This is a genomic window from Microcoleus sp. AR_TQ3_B6 (assembly GCF_036702785.1).
Taxonomy (GTDB): Bacteria; Cyanobacteriota; Cyanobacteriia; order Cyanobacteriales; family Microcoleaceae; genus Microcoleus.
Window position 1 is genome coordinate 1 of record NZ_JAUBVJ010000132.1, and the last position, 17,087, is coordinate 17,087.

At 45.1% G+C, this 17,087-nt stretch carries 16 protein-coding genes; 9 read left to right on the top strand and 7 right to left on the bottom strand.

Translation table 11 applies throughout. The features are described from left to right. Nucleotides 1–134 precede the first annotated feature (134 nt). On the bottom strand, nt 135–605 hold the full coding sequence (locus tag QUB56_RS34330; protein ID WP_332960822.1) for a DUF4079 domain-containing protein: 471 nt from the start codon (nt 603–605) through the stop codon (nt 135–137). Nucleotides 606–701: 96 nt separating this feature from the next. On the opposite strand from QUB56_RS34330, the gene QUB56_RS34335 reads away from it, so the two are divergent. Then, nucleotides 702–2,183 (top strand): ankyrin repeat domain-containing protein, encoded by a 1,482-nt coding sequence (locus QUB56_RS34335; protein ID WP_332960824.1) that lies wholly within the window; start codon nt 702–704, stop codon nt 2,181–2,183. A 293-nt stretch (nt 2,184–2,476) separates the two neighbouring features. Here the strand turns inward: QUB56_RS34335 and QUB56_RS34340 are convergent, their stop codons facing one another. Next, on the bottom strand, nt 2,477–3,412 hold the full coding sequence (locus QUB56_RS34340; protein WP_332960825.1) for a 2OG-Fe(II) oxygenase: 936 nt from the start codon (nt 3,410–3,412) through the stop codon (nt 2,477–2,479). 82 nt (nt 3,413–3,494) lie between these two features. After that, a complete protein-coding gene (gene purH, locus QUB56_RS34345; RefSeq protein WP_332960826.1) occupies nt 3,495–5,042 on the bottom strand; it encodes a bifunctional phosphoribosylaminoimidazolecarboxamide formyltransferase/IMP cyclohydrolase in 1,548 nt (515 codons plus the stop codon). A 554-nt stretch (nt 5,043–5,596) separates the two neighbouring features. Here purH and QUB56_RS34350 point away from each other — a divergent pair. Beyond that, nucleotides 5,597–7,414 (top strand): PAS domain S-box protein, encoded by a 1,818-nt coding sequence (locus QUB56_RS34350; protein ID WP_332960827.1) that lies wholly within the window; start codon nt 5,597–5,599, stop codon nt 7,412–7,414. Nucleotides 7,415–7,612: 198 nt separating this feature from the next. On the opposite strand, the gene glcD is transcribed toward QUB56_RS34350, so the two are convergent. From glcD to QUB56_RS34365, 3 genes are all read right to left on the bottom strand, one after another. After that, nucleotides 7,613–9,088: a glycolate oxidase subunit GlcD gene (gene glcD, locus QUB56_RS34355; protein WP_332960828.1), complete on the bottom strand. Its 1,476-nt coding sequence runs from the start codon at nt 9,086–9,088 to the stop codon at nt 7,613–7,615. Between the two features lie 293 nt (nt 9,089–9,381). Then, nucleotides 9,382–10,266 (bottom strand): DUF6671 family protein, encoded by an 885-nt coding sequence (locus tag QUB56_RS34360; RefSeq protein WP_332960829.1) that lies wholly within the window; start codon nt 10,264–10,266, stop codon nt 9,382–9,384. An 89-nt stretch (nt 10,267–10,355) separates the two neighbouring features. Next, nucleotides 10,356–10,748 carry a transporter gene (locus tag QUB56_RS34365; protein ID WP_332960830.1) on the bottom strand — a complete coding sequence of 131 codons (393 nt, stop codon included), beginning with the start codon at nt 10,746–10,748 and terminating at the stop codon, nt 10,356–10,358. Nucleotides 10,749–10,905: 157 nt separating this feature from the next. Here QUB56_RS34365 and QUB56_RS34370 point away from each other — a divergent pair, with 157 nt between their 5' ends. Further along, on the top strand, nt 10,906–12,084 hold the full coding sequence (locus tag QUB56_RS34370) for a glycosyltransferase family 2 protein (RefSeq protein ID WP_332960831.1): 1,179 nt from the start codon (nt 10,906–10,908) through the stop codon (nt 12,082–12,084). A gap of 130 nt (nt 12,085–12,214) precedes the next feature. Next, the gene (locus QUB56_RS34375) at nt 12,215–12,889 is read left to right on the top strand and encodes a class I SAM-dependent methyltransferase (protein ID WP_332960832.1); all 675 of its coding nucleotides are present in this window, start codon (nt 12,215–12,217) and stop codon (nt 12,887–12,889) included. A 7-nt stretch (nt 12,890–12,896) separates the two neighbouring features. On the opposite strand, the gene QUB56_RS34380 is transcribed toward QUB56_RS34375, so the two are convergent. Further along, nucleotides 12,897–14,855: a hypothetical protein gene (locus QUB56_RS34380; RefSeq protein ID WP_332960833.1), complete on the bottom strand. Its 1,959-nt coding sequence runs from the start codon at nt 14,853–14,855 to the stop codon at nt 12,897–12,899. A 223-nt stretch (nt 14,856–15,078) separates the two neighbouring features. Here QUB56_RS34380 and QUB56_RS34385 point away from each other — a divergent pair, with 223 nt between their 5' ends. From QUB56_RS34385 to QUB56_RS34405, 5 genes are all read left to right on the top strand, one after another. After that, nucleotides 15,079–15,354 carry a type II toxin-antitoxin system PemK/MazF family toxin gene (locus tag QUB56_RS34385; protein ID WP_332960838.1) on the top strand — a complete coding sequence of 92 codons (276 nt, stop codon included), beginning with the start codon at nt 15,079–15,081 and terminating at the stop codon, nt 15,352–15,354. Continuing rightward, nucleotides 15,355–15,711, top strand: coding sequence for a hypothetical protein (locus QUB56_RS34390; protein ID WP_332960834.1), 357 nt, complete (start codon nt 15,355–15,357; stop codon nt 15,709–15,711). After that, the gene (locus QUB56_RS34395; protein ID WP_332960836.1) at nt 15,699–16,142 is read left to right on the top strand and encodes a PIN domain-containing protein; all 444 of its coding nucleotides are present in this window, start codon (nt 15,699–15,701) and stop codon (nt 16,140–16,142) included. Before QUB56_RS34390 ends, QUB56_RS34395 begins: the two co-directional genes overlap by 13 nt. Nucleotides 16,143–16,264: 122 nt before the next feature. Continuing rightward, complete coding sequence (locus QUB56_RS34400; RefSeq protein ID WP_332960837.1) at nt 16,265–16,519, top strand: hypothetical protein; 255 nt, start codon at nt 16,265–16,267, stop codon at nt 16,517–16,519. Next, on the top strand, nt 16,516–16,866 hold the full coding sequence (locus QUB56_RS34405) for a type II toxin-antitoxin system PemK/MazF family toxin (RefSeq protein ID WP_190739752.1): 351 nt from the start codon (nt 16,516–16,518) through the stop codon (nt 16,864–16,866). Before QUB56_RS34400 ends, QUB56_RS34405 begins: the two co-directional genes overlap by 4 nt. Nucleotides 16,867–17,087 lie beyond the last annotated feature (221 nt).

The following is a 17,087-nucleotide window of genomic DNA, read 5'->3' on the forward strand; positions in this document are numbered from 1 at the left end:
AATAGCATCTATAACTGGATGGGATTACATTTTGTCAGCCCTAGCTACTGTTGCATGATTTTTGAAAATTGGTATTAATTGCTAATCACTAATCGCCCCAAAGCAATTAGTGATTAGCAATTTTACCCAAATCCTCACATTTTGCTGATAATTCTTTGCAGGATTTCTACGCCTGATACCGCTTGCCAACCAAACAGCCCCAAGAGCACAATATTCAGAAAGATGTGAGTGTTTCTCGCCCAATCATTGCCTTTTTGCATCAAAGGAGTCAGCGAGGCTCCGATCGCAATTATTGCCATCATTCCCAACCCTGCTAGCAAGTGCGGCCCCACAAATAGCTTGCCGTTGTTGATGTAGGTGACGCCCATCCCGACGATCGCAACCGTAACCATCAAGGCTAACAGCAAAGAACCCATCTGGTGGTGCTTGACGTTGAATTTGCCCTTAATTAACTCTTTTTTGAGTTCGCCTTCCGCACTTCTGGTACGTCGGATTTGAAGGCCCAGATACAAAGCATAAAATGAGATAGCCAGCAGTACCCACATTAAAATTGGGTGGATGAATTGGCTCCAAACTTTCACTGACTGAGGAATTTCGAGATTCATAGTGTTCTCAGGATTAGCAAACATACTTCATAAAACTTAGCATACCAGTCAGGCCGTCTCATGCGACGGTAAAAATATACGGTATGAGAGACTATTATGCCTGCCACTAAACAAGACGCTGTATTAATCCAAGCCGCCAAGACTGGCAACATTATTCACGTCCAAGCTTTACTCGCTAAGGGAGTTGACGCAAACGCCAAAGACTCTGAGGGGACGACGGCTTTGATGTTTGCTGCCCAAAAGGGCTATACAGAAATCGTGCGTATTTTACTAAACAATGACGCTAATGTCAACCATGTGAGCAGGCGTTTTGGCTTGACGGCTTTGATGCTGGCGGCCGCTCACAAACAGGCTGACTCTGTGCGGCTGTTGCTGGCTGCGGGTGCTGATGTTAATGCTAAAAATGATGATGGAAGTACGGCTTTGATGGCCGCTTCTCTCAAGGGCGATATCAATGTTGTGCGGATGTTACTTGATGCTAATGCTGATGTAAATGTCCGAGATAAAGATGGAGATTCGGCTCTGAAAATAGCTGCTTTATCGGGGCACGAAGCTGTTGTCAAAGCTTTGGCAGATGCGGGTGCTGTTGCTGACAATTCTATGCTGTTTTTAGCTGTCCGTCAAGGTAGCGCGGAAATTGTGCGAATTTTGCTCGATCGCGGCGCGGATGCTAATGTTAAAAATCTCGAAAGCAAAACTGCTTTGATGTACGCTGCGACGGCGGGAAATTTGGCTGTTGTCGAGGCGCTGTTGGCTGCTGGTGCTGATGTCGAAATTCGCGACAAAGACGGCGAAACTGCTTTAACTTTGGCTGCGGATTCCGGCAATACTGATGTGGTGCGATGTTTGCTGGGTGCGGGTGCTAATCCGAATGTGAAAAATGGAGATGGGGGCACGGCTTTGATGGCCGCTGCTGCTGGGGGAAATGCGCCGATCGCCCATATGTTACTCGATGCTGGCGCCGATATCAACGCTAAAGATAAAGATGATGAAACTGCTTTGAATTTTGCCGTGGTTGAAGGCTGCGAAGATGTCGTCGAATTGCTCTTAAACCGAGGTGCTAGTGTCGGTTCTAGAAATCGGTTGGGCGATACGCCTTTACTGGTGGCGGCCGTTCACGGCCACAGTGCGATCGTATCGGCTTTGCTGCAAAAAGTAAACTCAAATCCCGCTGATTATCTGAATGCTAAAAACTTTGGCGAGACGGCTTTGACGCTGGCTGCGTTTCACGGACATACCGAGACGGTGAAGGCTTTGCTTGACGGCGGTGCCGATCCCAATGTCCCGGCGGATTTGGGGAAAACGGCTTTAATGAAAGCGTGCGATCGGCGTTATGTGGCGATCGTCCAATTATTAGTCGAAAAAGGTGCGGATGTCAACTTGCTCGATGATTCGGGCGCAACCGCTTTAATGTGGGCTGCACATCGCGGTTGTGTCGGTGCCGTACAGCTTTTAATCGATGCTGGTGCACAACTAAACCACAAAAATCCGGGAAATTATACAGCTTTAATGCTGGCTGAGTTTAAACGTTATTCCACCGTGGTAAAATTGCTCAAGAGTGCTGGAGCACAGGAGTAATATCGCGGGTTTGGGGCGGATTTATTTAATCTACAGCGTATCCCAGGTTGATGAAGTACACCCGTCTATCGCTCCCCGTAGGGACAGGAGCCACGGCCGTGTCTAAAGCTGCTTCATAAACCTGGGATACCCTGTATCTGGACTTTTTAAGGCTATTGGGAAACCGCCCCTAGGGGTTTATTGAGTTAATTTACCCCCTTTAATATTGAGTCCGCGCGGGCTGAATTTGTTTGTACAGTAGCGGTTTCAACCGCCGAGCGATAGAGGATAATCCAGCCGGATTTAGTGTTACTTCAATTTGCTTTGCGCACCCAGCCGTTAATAGTAAAGCGGCTATCAGCAAAAGCTTTCGAGGGACAGCTAACTCGCAAAACTTCGTGCATATAGCGGCTTAGAAAAAATACGATGCTGTTATTGCGAGGCTCAACGGTTCTGAATGTATCATCCGCTACATAAAAGTTATTTTCGATTTTGCTGTCATAAATCAGCAATTCGCCACCTGAAAAAGCTTTTGGTTCTCGATAGAAATAGTAAACATAAGTAAAAAATCGGGTTGCGGTATCTGGAGAGCCGCTGTCGTTGTGAAGTTTGTAAAAGTTGTTGTCATTGTGCATGGTTAACTGAGCTTCTATTTCACCAACCGGAAATGAGGGAATATTTAATTTGCGCAGCACGTCGGGGAGAATTGCCTTGATGCGATTAACCATCAGTTCCGAAAATTCCGGGAAGGAGTGAAGTACCATCGAACGGCGGTAGTCGTCGGCATTAGTTGAGGTGCTGGTAGTCACAAACTGTGATTCTTTTGCTAAAACATATTTGATGAGTTTGTTCTTTTCGGCGGCTGTCAAAAAGTTGTCAATTTGGGCGTAGCGAGATATTAAGTCGTCATTTACAGGCGCAGGCGTGGGAATTTCGGCGGGAACTTCGGGGGGAGTTACTACGGAAATTGGTGGCTGCGGTTGCAGTTGCTGCAAGTAAATAGGGGGTTCTGTGACTAATCCTACTAGGTGATCGCCGGGAAAAGAAAGGGCGGAACGCCCATCATCTATGGGAATCTGAAATAAGGTGGAAAAACCGGGTGTTTGTTGGGTGCGATCGACTAATGTTTTGACAAGGCTGTGTAATAATGGTGTGTCGGATTTGAGGGTGACGGTGCACTGATGTCCGCCAGTCAGTAGGATTTTAACTTTTACGTCTTGGGGTTTAATTTGCTGTTGAATTGTAGTCATAGCCGTTAGTTATTAGTAGTCTTTTCTGCTCTCCCCGACAACTAGGCGCGAAGTCGAGGAGCTGGTATTCTGTTTTTTATTCCTAATGCAAAAAGTGACGGATGTCGGTGAAAACCATTGTGATTCCGAGTTGGTTGGCGGCTTCAATGGAATCTCGATCGCGCATACTTCCGCCCGGTTGGACGATCGCAATTATTCCCGCCTCAGCCGCAGTTTTGACTGAATCGTCGAAGGGAAAGAAACCATCGCTGGCCAAAATCGCTCCTTTGCTCTTTTCTCCTGCTTGTTCCAATGCTAGTTTAACCGATCCGACGCGATTCATTTGTCCCGCGCCCACACCGATTGTAGTGCGATCGCGCGTCACAACGATCGCATTAGATTTGACGTGTTTGGCTACTTTCCAAGCAAACAGCAATTCTTCCAACTCTGTCGCCGTCGGCTGTTTCTCAGTAACTGCGCGCCATTTGCTAGTTTCTTCTACTATATTATCTGACTCTTGCACCAGCAAACCGCCTGCAATAATTTTAACAGTTTGTGGCGGCCCTTGAGTCAAATCTGGCAAAATTAATACTCTAACTTTCGCCTTTTTCTTGATAATTTCTTCGGCTTCTGGTTCGCACCCCGGCGCGACGATACATTCTAAAAATGTTTGAGTTAAGGCCGTTGCGGTATCAGCATCAATCGGGCGGTTGAGGGCGACAATTCCGCCGAAAGCTGAGACAGAATCGGTGTCGAAGGCTTTTTGATACGCTTCAGAAATAGTTTTTCCCAAGGCTGTGCCGCAAGGATTTGTATGCTTCAGGATAGCGGCGGCGGGGGTGTCGGGGAATTCTACGATCAGCCGCCTTGCTGCTTCTAAATCTACTAAATTATTGTAGCTTAATTCTTTGCCTTGCAGGATGGTGCTAGTCGTCCAGCCTGTCGGTGTACTTCCGCTTTGATACCAGGTGGCGGCTTGATGGGGATTTTCGCCGTAGCGGAGAGTTTGCAACTCTTTTCCTGATAAATTAAACTGCTCTGGTAGCCCAGATTCTTCAGCAGCGGATTGGCTGCTGAGATAAGTTGCGATCGCGCGATCGTAGTTAGCTGTATGTTTAAATGTTTCCAGCGCACATCTTTGCCGGAACTTTAAGGATGCTTCCCCGTCATTTTGCCGCAGTTCTGCTAAATAAGTATTGTATTGGTCGGGATTGCACAAAACTGTCAAATGAGCGTGGTTTTTGGCTGAAGCTCTCAGCAGGGCCGGCCCGCCGATATCTATCTGCTCAATTGCGTCTGCTATTGTAACCCCTGGTTGAGAAATTGTCTGTTCAAATGGATACAAATTGACTACAACTAGATCGATCGCCCGAATTTGATTTGCGGTTAAATCTGCGAGGTCTTCCGGTACATCCCGGCGCGCTAAAATACCTCCGTGGATTCGTGGGTGAAGTGTTTTGACTCGCCCTCCCAAAATTTCGGGAGAATTGGTATATTCCGCAACTTTTGTGACGGGAATTCCAGCTTGTTTGAGCGCAGTTGCTGTCCCGCCGCTGCTAATTATGTCAAATTCAAATTCTTCTACTAGACTGCGCGCTAAGTCGATTAGTCCGGTTTTATTCGATGTGCTCAGGAGTGCTAGACGTGCCATTGGTTTGAAGTTGCGGTCGCAAAAATAGACACGTTATATTCTATATCAAATCTGGCGGCCGGGAAATGATTGGGTAATTGCTAATTATGAGAATTATTGCAGATTTAAAGATGAGCCCGATTATTTTGAACCGTATTATTAATCAAAATTATATAATTTTTTATACTTGCCAGAGGCTTATAAGTATTTATTACTGGCGCGGGGAGCAGGTTATTTTGTCCCGTGCGACGGGGATTGAAGCTATCTCCAGCCTTCACAGTTCGGCTCGCTACGTAAGTGTCAATGTTGTTTAAATTACTTAAGAAAGCGTAATAGATAATTCCCTCGCGAGGGCTAGAGAATTTTAACGATCTTTTATATAGGATGAATTCTAAAAGTAATGTGCTAGCATCGGGAAGAAATTGTTCTCTCCCTAAATTTTCCGCAAAATTGGGGATCGCAACACCTATCTCTAACAAATAATTTGGTATGGTTTAAATATGTTTTTTCAAGAAGCAGGTTCCGAAAATAACCTCCGTAATATTACCAGTATCCAGACAACAACGGTTACAAATATGACCCCTAGAACAGAGTACCAAGAAATGGCAAAAAAAATAGCTGAGACTTCGACCGAAGCCAACATTTCAGAAGCTTATAGTCTTAGTTTGTGCGAGCTGCAGCAGATGGAGCGAGCGATGGAACAGCTAAGGCAGGATTTGAAAGCTAGCGAAACTCGGTTTCGGAATGTGATCGAAAAAAATGCCGACGGCATAGCAATCGTTAATAAGGGAGGACTTGTCTGTTTTGCGAACCCATCAGCAGAAGCGCTGTTTAACTGCAAAGCAGAGGAACTTTTAGGTCAAGTATTTTTTGGCGAGTTGGTCGTCGAAGGTTCAGCTTGCGACATTGAGATGGACACGGATATTATTCCCCAAGTGGGAAAAACAGAAGCACCAGGAACTCGCGTCGTGCAAACAGAAGTTGAAGCAATTCGCAAGCACAAAGAAAATGCTGTAGTAGAAATGCGGGTGGTGGAAACGGAATGGGAAGGAGAAATGGCTTATTTAGCTACGCTGCGGGACATTACCGATCGCAAGCGGGCAGAAGAAATGCTTTGGTTGTACGATCGAGCTATAGCAGCTACTAGCACCGGAGTTACGATTTCTGACGCCACTCACCCAGAACACCCTATTATTTATTGCAATCCCGCATTTGAAAGCATGACAGGTTATCGGCGGGAGGAAATTCTCGGGAAAAACTGCCAATTTTTGCAGGGAAGCGAGACGGATCCGGTGGCAGTAGAAATAATTCGCAAAGCCTTGCAAACAAGGAGCGAATGCAAGGTAATATTAAAGAATTACCGCAAAGACGGAACCACTTTCTGGAATTGTTTCTCAATATCTCCCGTGCGCGATCGAAGTGGCAAATTAACTCATTTTATTGGCGTACAGAGAGACATCACCCAGAGCAAACAAGCCGAAGAAGCATTGCATAAATCCGAAGCACAAAGCAGAGAACAAGCCGCTCAACTAGCAGCAGCACTTGAGGAACTCAAAGCCACTCATTCCCAATTAGTTCAGAGCGAAAAAATGTCTAGTTTGGGATTGCTAATTGCCGGCGTCGCTCACGAAATAAACAACCCCGTCAGCTTCATTCACGGCAATCTCGCTCATCTCAAAAATTATACTCAAGACTTGTTTCACCACCTCGAACTGTACGAACATCACTATCCTAATCCAGTCGAGGAAATTCAACAGGAAAGAGAAGACAACGACCTCGATTTCTTAGCTGAAGATTTACCTAGAATACTGTCTTCAATGAGCGTTGGGGTGGACCGGATTTGCCAGATTGTTCAGTCGCTGCGGAACTTTTCGCGGCACGACGATTCACAGATGAAACCCGTTAACCTCCACGAAGGGATTGACAGCACGCTGTTAATTCTCAATCACCGTTTGAAAGGAAACGGAGAAAAGCCCCCAATTCAAATTGTAAAAGAATACGGGAATTTGCCGCCTGTTGAGTGTTTCGCCGGCCCGATAAATCAAGTTTTCATGAATATTCTCAGCAATGCGATAGATGCTTTAGAGGAGGCCAGAAGTAAGCAAGCTGGTCAAGGAATGCCAGAAAGTCCCAGCCAGGTTAGGATTTGCACGGAAGTTGTCGGCACGTTTGTAGAAATCAAAATTGCCGACAACGGGCCGGGAATAACCGAGGAAGTCAAGGAGCGGATATTCGATACCTTTTTTACTACCAAACCCATTGGCAAAGGCACGGGAATGGGGTTGTCAATTAGCTACCAAATTATTGTAGAAAGACACAAAGGCGAATTATCTTGTAATTCGGAATTGGGCAATGGCACGGAATTTACTATCAGACTTCCGCTCCAACATTAGCGCCGGGTGCGCCTGCACCTTACCAACGTGAGATCTAGGCCAGGAAGCGAGCGGGACCCTCGCACTCCTAAAAAACGAGGAAAATCGTTTTTTATAGTTCCCAGCCAGAGTCTGGGAACGCATATTTAGAGGCTCGGTCTCCCCAGAGAGAAAATTTCAGGGTGCTCTTCTGCTGACATTACCCGCATAAATAGGGAATTAAAAAACCTCTGCACCATCCAACTTCTTAAAAGTTTCAACCTTAGCCTTCGCCGCTTCCCCGCAAGTCTTCGGCGTCGGAAACATCTTCCCGGGATTCGCCAAACCTTTCGGATTAAACACCTGACGCACCCACTGCATCGTCTCCAAATCTACATCCGAAAACATATCCGGCATAAAACACTTCTTGTCAGCACCGATGCCGTGTTCCCCCGAAAGACTTCCCCCAACTTTCACGCAAAGCCTGAGTATTTCTCCCCCCAACTCTTCCACCTTTTCCAGCGCACCTTTTACCGAGTTATCGTACAGAATCAGCGGGTGCAAATTCCCGTCTCCTGCGTGAAATACATTAGCAATCCGATAACCGTATTTCTCGCTCAAACCCTCAATTTCTTTCAAAACATAAGCCATTTGCGTTCGCGGAATTACCCCGTCTTGCACGTAATAATCAGGGCTCAAATGACCCGCCGCCGCAAAAGCAGCTTTCCGTCCTTTCCAAATTTTTAGGCGCGTTTCCGGGTCGCTTGCTGTGGTGATATTTCGCGCTCCGTTATGCTTGCAAATATCGGCAATTCGCTGTTTGTTTGTGGCAACTTCCACTTCTAAACCGTCGATTTCTATGAGTAGGATTGCCGCCGCATCGCGGGGATAACATCCAGTTGCCACCACATCTTCCACAGCATTGATGCTGATGTTGTCCATGATTTCCATGCCGCCGGGAATAATGCCAGCGCTGATAATATCGGAAACCGATTCCCCCGCGGCTTCTATACTGGCAAAATCCGCTAGGAGAACGCAAATCGATTCCGGCGCTTTGAGAATTCGCAGAGTAACTTCTGTAGCGATGCCTAAAGTGCCTTCGGAACCGACAAATACACCAGTTAAATCGTAACCGGGCATTTCGGGAATTTCGCCACCGACATCGACAATTGAACCGTCGGGCAGTACCAATTTTAATCCTAAAACGTGATTCGTTGTGACTCCGTATTTGAGGCAGTGAACCCCGCCAGAATTTTCGGCAACGTTACCGCCAATCGAACAAACAATTTGACTGGAAGGATCGGGCGCGTAGTAGAAACCGGCGCCGCTAACCGCTTGGGTTACCCAGTTATTAATTACTCCCGGTTGCACGACTACTTGCTGATTTTCTAAGTCTACTTTCAGGATTTTTCGCATCAGGGCAGTGACAATCAGCACGCAGTTTTCTACAGGCAAAGCGCCGCCGGAAAGGCCGGTGCCTGCGCCTCTAGCCACCCAGGGAATTGAGTTGCGATCGCATATTTTGACCAATTGCGCCACTTCCTCCGTAGTTCGAGGCAATACCACCACGGCGGGGCGCTGGCGGTAGCTGGCGAGTCCGTCGCACTCGTAGACAATCAATTCTTCGCGGCGCTGCACGACGCCATTTTTGCCGACTACAGCCTCGAATTCTTTAATAACGGGTTTCCAGTTGCGTTCTGTTTCTACGGCTATCATTAGTTACTTTAATTAGGGAACTATCAATAATATTGTTGCAAACTTTAATAAGTTTAAGCAACTCAGTGTTAAAAAAGTTGATTTTGTACAACCATTATCTTAGGACTTATGAAAAGAAACCCAATTTCTACTATAAATCTTCGGTTTTGTAACGGGGTATCGACGCAGAAACCTGGTTTTTGGACCGTAGACGAACAGGAACCCGGTTTCTGATAATAAATTTTTGGTTTGCCAGCCAAGTATCTGCCAAGAAACCGGGTTTCTACCTCGTCTGGGGCAAGTCCTATATTTTTTTAAGGGTTGCAATATTCACAAAGCGAAGGGTCGGCAGTCTCTCGACCGTCTGGAAATAGTTTTTCTTTAGTATAACCGCAGTTTTTGCATTTATAGATTGCCGATCGCGCTAGCTGAGTCGGAAAATAGCAGAGTCCGCAGGGCAATCCGATTTTCGTCTCAGCAATATCGAATCCCGGCCAACCGCACTCCGGGCAGAATTGCTTGAATTTTTTAACTAAATCGAGAGTTGCATTTTCGATGTTTTTCATCCGAGTTGGATTGTACATCGCCCGCATATCTGTTTCGATGTGAACTCGGCCGGTTGACGATTTTTTTAAGCCTGCTGTCACCGCGTCAAAAAGTTGTTTTTCTGTCCTAATGCCCTTGACAATTTCGCCGTTACCGAGCGCAGCGTCGCCAACTACAACCACCAGTGCGTGCTCGGGAAATCCAGCTTGTTTCGCAAAATCATCTGCTTCTTCTATACTGGAAACTAACTGGTGACTGTAGTTAGTTTCAACCGAGAAATAGTCGCCGATGAGTTCTAGATTGTTGGCTCTATCTAATAAAATTACGATTTCTCTGTTGGCTGGCAGATACGGCATCATTGGGTGAGGGCCGAAAGTACCTTCGCTGGCAAAGGCAAGAGTCTCGCCCGCAATTTCTAGGGCTTTTTGTGCTTTATGGCGAGCCGCTTCTATTTGTGTTCCCAAGCGTTTAACTTCTCTGGTGAAGGTGCCAAAAGTGTCAGTGTCAAGCTCCGCAGGTACTAGGATATTTACACCCAATTCTCGTTCCAAAACGGGAGCCATTACCCGTTCTTTTTGGTGCATGGTAGCAAGAACTGCGGTGCGATCGCTCAATAACTGATGGGGATTCACAGGCTCAGAAATATTAGACATACAGCAGCATCATTTCATAAAAGAAGGCTCAAATATACCCTTTGACTTAAGTTATCAATTCAGCACTCAATCGTCAATCTTAAAAGCGGCTAGTTGCCCCCAGTTACTCCCCCAGCTTGACCTCTGAGTACAAAAATTACTCCCGTCATAATTAGTGCCACACCTACCAACCGCAGTGGCGGCAAAGGCTCGTGAAATATAAGTTTGCCACCTAAAACAGTAAACAAGTAACTAATTGACAGTAAAGGCGAGACTATGCTAATGTTGGCGCGAGACAAAACTACGATAAAGCCGATCGAAGAAACTGCATACAAACACAGACCTGCAACTATCAAAGGCTGAGTTGCCATTGCTAGGACTTTTTCTACTAAATTAGCAGCGCCAATGGGTCCTAATATTTTGGCTCCTGCCTTCAGACTAAATTGACCTAAAACACTGCACAAAATAGCAGCAAGCAAAACTATAAAAACGCTTCTACTCATAAGTTCAGTAACCTATATTACAATCACAACTTGCTGTTCCAAAAAAGCTTAAAAGCTTTAGTTAAGTTTTGTTTAGTTTTCTTCACCACTACTATTTTAAGGATAGATACTGGAAAAGATAAGTATTGTCGATCGCCAGCAACAGTAGAACAAACATATGGCAGAGCAGACTAACACCAGCAGGGAATGCACTCTCGAACTCTCGATACTCATGCCCTGCCTCAACGAGGCAGAAACTTTAGAAATCTGCATCGAGAAAGCGCAGAAGTCCCTGCGCGAACTTGATATTGCCGGCGAGGTAATCATAGCAGACAACGGGAGCACTGACGGTTCTCAAGATATCGCTACCAGAATGGGGGCCCGAGTCGTACCCGTAGCGGCCAAAGGCTACGGCAGCGCCCTTATGGGAGGCATCATCGCAGCGCGCGGAGTCTATATTATCATGGGCGATGCTGACGACAGCTACGACTTTTCCAACCTCGGCCCGTTTGTCGAAAAATTGCGGGGGGGCTGCGATTTAGTCATGGGAAACCGCTTTCAAGGGGGCATCAAACCGGGGGCAATGCCGCCGCTGCACAAATATTTAGGAAATCCGGTGCTGACGTGGGTTGGGAAGCTATTCTTCTCAAGTCCTGCAGGCGACTTTCACTGCGGGTTGCGGGGTTTCAGGAGAGACTCAATTTTGAAACTGGATTTGCAAACAACGGGAATGGAATTTGCTAGCGAAATGGTGGTCAAAGCCTCTCTGTACAAGTTGCGGATAACAGAAGTCCCAACGGTACTCTCTCCGGACGGCCGATCGCGCCCGCCGCACCTGCGAACTTGGCGAGATGGCTGGCGGCACCTCCGATTTTTGCTGCTTTACAGTCCCCGGTGGCTGTTTCTGTATCCCGGTACTGCGCTGATGATTGGGGGTCTAATTGTTAGCATTTGGCTGTTGCCCGGTACTCAAGAAATCGGGGGTATCAGCTTTGATGTACACACGCTGCTTTATAGTGCGATCGCAATTATCGTCGGTTTTCAAGCAGTAACTTTCGCTTTCTTCACCAAAGTTTTCGCCATCAGCGAGAAACTTCTGCCCGAAGACCCCAAACTCAACAAAATATTTCGCTATGTCACCCTCGAGACAGGATTGATGGTCGGAGTCACACTGATATTAATCGGAATAGTTGGCTCGTTCTTATCATTAACTATCTGGAGAGAAACAGCTTTCGGTTCTCTCGACCCTTCTAAAACTCTGCGTTTGGTTATTCCCTCGCTCACTTGCCTAACTGTCGGTTTGCAGATGGTTTTGTCGAGCTTTTTTCTCAGCGTACTAGGCTTAAAGCGCAGGTAAAATAATTAGATGTAAGATTTTGTTACAAATTTCAGCAAACATGATTTAAATTGCCCAAATCCTGTGTTAAATCCGTTGCGAACACTCGGGCTTAAACCAGGTTCTCTGTTGCTCTCAAACCTGAAATTATATGACACTAAATGAAAAAAACTCCAGCGAGTATGTTGGCCCCAAGCTAGGCGGTTTCGCAACTAAACTATCTTGGTACGCCCGCCAAAAAATGTTCGATTTGCTCATGGCATTAGCCAATCCCAACGCCGACACAACCGTGTTGGATGTAGGAGTAACTTCCGACCGCCGCGAAGACTGCAATTTCTTTGAGAAACTTTATCCGCATAAGGACAAAATCACCGCAGTCGGTATGGAAGATGCTGCGTTTTTAGAAGAAGAATATCCAGGTTTAAAATACGTGCGTTCTGATGGATTAAGCTTACCATTTCCCGACAAAAGTTTTGATTTAGTCGTGAGTTTTGCCGTAATCGAACACGTCGGAAGTCGGACTCAGCAACAAGCTTTTGTTCGGGAACTTTGCCGCGTCGGCAAAACTTGCTGCATCACAACTCCCAACCGCTGGTATCCCGTAGAATTCCACACTGCTGTTCCCCTAATACACTGGTTTCCCCCCTCTTGGTTTCGAGCTTTGCTGAAATTGCTCGGCAAGCATTTTTTCGCCAAAGAGGAAAATCTCAACCTTCTATCGGAAAAAGAGGTATTAAAGATGCTACCAGCAGATGCTGAAGTTTATACCAGACATTTCCGGCTGCTCGGTTTGATATCTAATCTCCTCTTTTATGTCGTCATCTAAAAAGTTGCTACTTACGCAGAGTTCCCAAATCCAGCACAAAATTTTCTCCGTCTTCATAGAGCTTTTTTCGAGTTTTTGCAAGTTGCTGCACGTTATCCCGAAAGTCGTGAGAGAGTTGTGATTGCAGGCGAAACCAAGATAACACTTCAGGTCCTAAATTATCTACAAAATCTGCGGGATGATTGAGACTCCAAGACGAATAAGCGATGTATCGAATAGATTTGGAAACTAAATAGTTTGCCAAGGCTTCCGGACCTTTGAATGCAGGCATTCCGGGGGGCAAACTCGCTCCCCCCGGCCAGTCGGCGAGGAAAAGTTGATTGCGTTTAAAATCTAGGATAAAAGGTGTATCTAGCCTGGTTAAAACTGTTTCTCCCTGTGGAATAGACTGTTGCAGTGCTGCATACTGCAACTTTTGCTTAGCGGAAACTAAAGATGGATTCGTTAGTCCGAATTTAATATTTTTCACATAAGCTGAATAAGTACTTTTAGTGAGTTCCCAACGGTAGCTGAGTGTAAGACCTGCACAAAATACAGCGACAATAAAAAAGTTAGCAATCCCGTTTTTATTTAACCCTCCTGTATCAGTCATGGCGAGCATAATTAATATGATAATTGCCGGAAACAGGTGAGAGAATGAATAGCGAAAAGTGTCGGTATTTTCGGTAAGCACGCCTACCACAACTGTTGCTACTAGCGCTGCAACTGTCATAGATAAAGGTGCTTGGCGGTTCGAGAACGAGGATTCTGCGGGTAAATTAGCAAATTTCAGAGGTCGGATACTTAAGCTCAAGCAGCCGAGCAATATCAGTATCAAAATGTAAATACCTCTGAATGCTCCGAGGGCTGTTTTAACAGTTCCCAAGAGTGTCGCACCTGATTTGAAAGTAATGCCGTAGGCGGAGGCGTGATAGCCTTTTCCCAAAATAGGATACAATAAAGTACCTGAAGATTGATACAAAGAAATCATCCAAGGTAGGAGAAATATTCCTACTAATACTGTCGCCAGCCCGAATTCCCATACAACTTTTAGTTTTGTATTTGAACTAAGAAAATAGCAAAGGTAGCTAACTGCAAATACAACAACAGAGGCGGGAATTTGAGTAGATTTTAAAGTACAAATGGCGGCGGAAATTAAAGCGATAATACAAGCATTGGAAACCCAATAGTTGCGGTTTATTTCTTTGCTGTCAAGGATTCTAAACAAACTTAAAAATAAAGCGACAGGCAGCATGATACTTGAAGTGTTTGCCTTGGGTATAGGAATCAAGAGAACCAATAATATTGTAAATATTACTCGCCTAGTCGAGGCTTTATTTTCTTTTAAAAATCCGATAATTAGTCCGATCGTAATTATCAGCGCCAAACTCGGGTCTATGATGTTTAAATTAGTGTCGGAAAGTACGCTGACAATGAAAGTATGGAGAAATGACTGTCCCCCCAAAGATACTATTCTTCTTTCGCTAAAAGGCTCTAGGCCCATCGAACCGAGTTGCAGCATTTTGTGGGGAAATACTAAGTAAGCGTGGTAGTCATCGCTGGTATTAAACCCGTCAGCATACACCATGTTGGCAAAGTTGAGTCTGCCTGTATAAAGCCATCCGGCATATTGGATTAAAATCAAAAAACTAACTACGGCAATGCCTGATAAGATAATTTTATCTTGGCGACATTCTTGAAATAGCTGTGATAGCTTAGTGGCTATTGATTGTCTGTGATTTACCAAATCTACTAGACAATAAATGAGTCCCAAACCTAAAAAAATCAAAATAGTGGTTGGCGAGATATTCCAAGTTGCGTTTAATACACCGCCAATTATAAGGCTGAAAGCTAGACCCCAAGCGGCTCTTTGTCCCCAGTCAACTCGCTGGTTGGGAAACAGGATATGGTTGAGGGCTTTTCCCCAACCTGTGAGCGATAGTAGCAGGCAAATTCCCCAGGAGAATGATATTATGTATGAAATCATTGGTCTCAGATTCTCTTTTTTTAATTGTTAACTTGTAATAAGATTATTTGTCAAGTATTTGCGATTATGCGATAAATCTTTGTCTATCGTACAATACGATGTAAATTTAGTCAATTAGGGAAGCGCTGCAATTGGGAGAATCTCCTGTATGAACCGGGGAGAAGTCTATGATGCTAGACTTGAAGCTGTTGAGGGTTCTGAACAAGGATGAACCCGTCCTGTTATTATGGTTAGTCGAGCTACAATCAATACATATACCCCTGTAGTTTTGGCTATTCCCTGCACTACTTATCAAACTGGTAAACGAGTTTATCCCACTCAGGTATTAATTAAAGCTCCCGACGGTGGGTTAACCAACGATTCTATCGCTATGGCAGATCAAGTACGGGTATTATCTAAATCTCGTTTATTGAGTTTACGAGGAATGCTTAGTGATGAAGCAATACTTGTGCTGAATCAAGCTTTATTAATTGCCTTGGATTTGCCTGGTCAAGTTTAATTGCACTTTGGGAAGATCAGGGCGATCGCACTTTGGGAAGAAATGGGCGATCGCACTTTGGGGAAGATAAGGGCGATCGCACTTCCTTCGATCCTAAATTGCTATAATAACAGTCAGCTAAAAAATCTTAATGAAAAATCTATGTCTACTTACAGCGCGGTACTGACTCAGGTTCTAAGACTTGCACCAGATGAGCAACTGCGACTCATCTCTGAATTATTAGTATATGTTCGTCACCGGGTTCAGGCTAAACCTAAGCGGAGTATTTTAGAATTGGAAGGGTTGGGTGAGGAAATTTGGAATGGGATTGATGCTCAAGAATATGTGAATCAGGAACGAGATTCATGGAATGGATAGCTCAGTTACAGGGAAAAGTCGTGGGATTAGACACCGCGCCTTTGATTTACTTTATGGAGCAAAATCCAAACTATCTAGAGATGATGCGGCTGTTCTTTAGATCGTTCGATCGCGGTGATTTTAGGATGGTGACATCAACAGTAACGCTGGTAGAAGTGCTAGTTCATCCCCTGCGACAGGGAAACACGATCTTGGCTCAAGAATATCGTGAAATATTGCTCAATCAAGAAAGTTTAACAGTTGTTGAATTAACTCCAGATATTGCTGAAACAGCGGCCCAACTTAGAGCAAGTTACAATTTGCGATCGCCCGATTCTATTCAAATGGCTACAGCTATCCGTGAGGGTGCTTCGTTTTTCTTGACAAATGATGCGCGGTTGCCTTCTTTGCCGGGGTTAACGGTTTTAGTGTTGGAGAATTTGAGAAATTGAGGGATTATTTTTGGATGGGAAGAGAGGGGCGATCGCACTTTGGGAAGATAAGGGCGATCGCACTTCCTTCGATCCTAAATTGCTATAATAACAGTCACCCCAAAAATCTCAACATAAGGCCTATGTCTACTTACAGCGAGGTACTGAGTCAGGCTCAAAATCTCACTCTTGAAGAGCAACAGCAACTGTTAGAAGTATTGTCAGCATTGGTTCGCGATCGCGTAACAACCCAAACTCAGGGTAAACGATCGGAAATTGATGCAGCACTGATTGAAATGGTACAAGATCCAGAGTATCAAGCTCAAGTGCTACAGATGGAGGCTGAGTTTGCGGTAGCGAGTTGGGAAGCCTTGCAATTGGGAGAATCTCCTGTATGAACCGGGGAGAAGTCTATGATGCTAGACTTGAACCTGTTGAGGGTTCTGAACAAGGAGGAACCCGTCCTGTTATCATCGTTAGTCGAGCTACAATCAATACATATAGTCCTGTAGTTTTGGCTATTCCCTGCACTACTTATCAAACTGGTAAACGAGTTTATCCCACTCAGGTATTAATTAAAGCTCCCGACGGTGGGTTAACCAACGATTCTATCGCTATGGCAGATCAAGTACGGGTATTATCTAAATCTCGTTTATTGAGTTTACGAGGAATGCTTAGTGATGAAGCAATACTTCTGCTGAATCAAGCTTTATTAATTGCGTTGGATTTGCCTGGTCAAGTTTAATTGCACTTGAGGAATATCAGGGCGATCGCACTTTGGGAAGATAAGGGCGATCGCACTTTGGGAAGATAAGGGCGATCGCTTTTCCCAGAATTCCCAATTGAGATATAATATAGAGCAAGTAAAAAAAATTAACTAAATTTTGTGTAATACCAATTTTCAAAAATCATGCAACAGTAGCTAGGGCTGACAAAATGTAATCCCATCCAGTTATAGATGCTATT

Coding starts and splice junctions, on each gene's coding strand:
- QUB56_RS34350 (WP_332960827.1), top strand. CDS start 5,597: ATGACCCCTAGAACAGAGTACCAAGAAATGGCAAAAAAAATAGCTGAG.
- QUB56_RS34330 (WP_332960822.1), bottom strand. CDS start 605: ATGAATCTCGAAATTCCTCAGTCAGTGAAAGTTTGGAGCCAATTCATC.
- QUB56_RS34365 (WP_332960830.1), bottom strand. CDS start 10,748: ATGAGTAGAAGCGTTTTTATAGTTTTGCTTGCTGCTATTTTGTGCAGT.
- QUB56_RS34360 (WP_332960829.1), bottom strand. CDS start 10,266: ATGTCTAATATTTCTGAGCCTGTGAATCCCCATCAGTTATTGAGCGAT.
- QUB56_RS34395 (WP_332960836.1), top strand. CDS start 15,699: ATGGAATGGATAGCTCAGTTACAGGGAAAAGTCGTGGGATTAGACACC.
- QUB56_RS34335 (WP_332960824.1), top strand. CDS start 702: ATGCCTGCCACTAAACAAGACGCTGTATTAATCCAAGCCGCCAAGACT.
- QUB56_RS34340 (WP_332960825.1), bottom strand. CDS start 3,412: ATGACTACAATTCAACAGCAAATTAAACCCCAAGACGTAAAAGTTAAA.
- purH (WP_332960826.1), bottom strand. CDS start 5,042: ATGGCACGTCTAGCACTCCTGAGCACATCGAATAAAACCGGACTAATC.
- QUB56_RS34375 (WP_332960832.1), top strand. CDS start 12,215: ATGACACTAAATGAAAAAAACTCCAGCGAGTATGTTGGCCCCAAGCTA.
- QUB56_RS34380 (WP_332960833.1), bottom strand. CDS start 14,855: ATGATTTCATACATAATATCATTCTCCTGGGGAATTTGCCTGCTACTA.
- QUB56_RS34405 (WP_190739752.1), top strand. CDS start 16,516: ATGAACCGGGGAGAAGTCTATGATGCTAGACTTGAACCTGTTGAGGGT.
- QUB56_RS34400 (WP_332960837.1), top strand. CDS start 16,265: ATGTCTACTTACAGCGAGGTACTGAGTCAGGCTCAAAATCTCACTCTT.
- glcD (WP_332960828.1), bottom strand. CDS start 9,088: ATGATAGCCGTAGAAACAGAACGCAACTGGAAACCCGTTATTAAAGAA.
- QUB56_RS34370 (WP_332960831.1), top strand. CDS start 10,906: ATGGCAGAGCAGACTAACACCAGCAGGGAATGCACTCTCGAACTCTCG.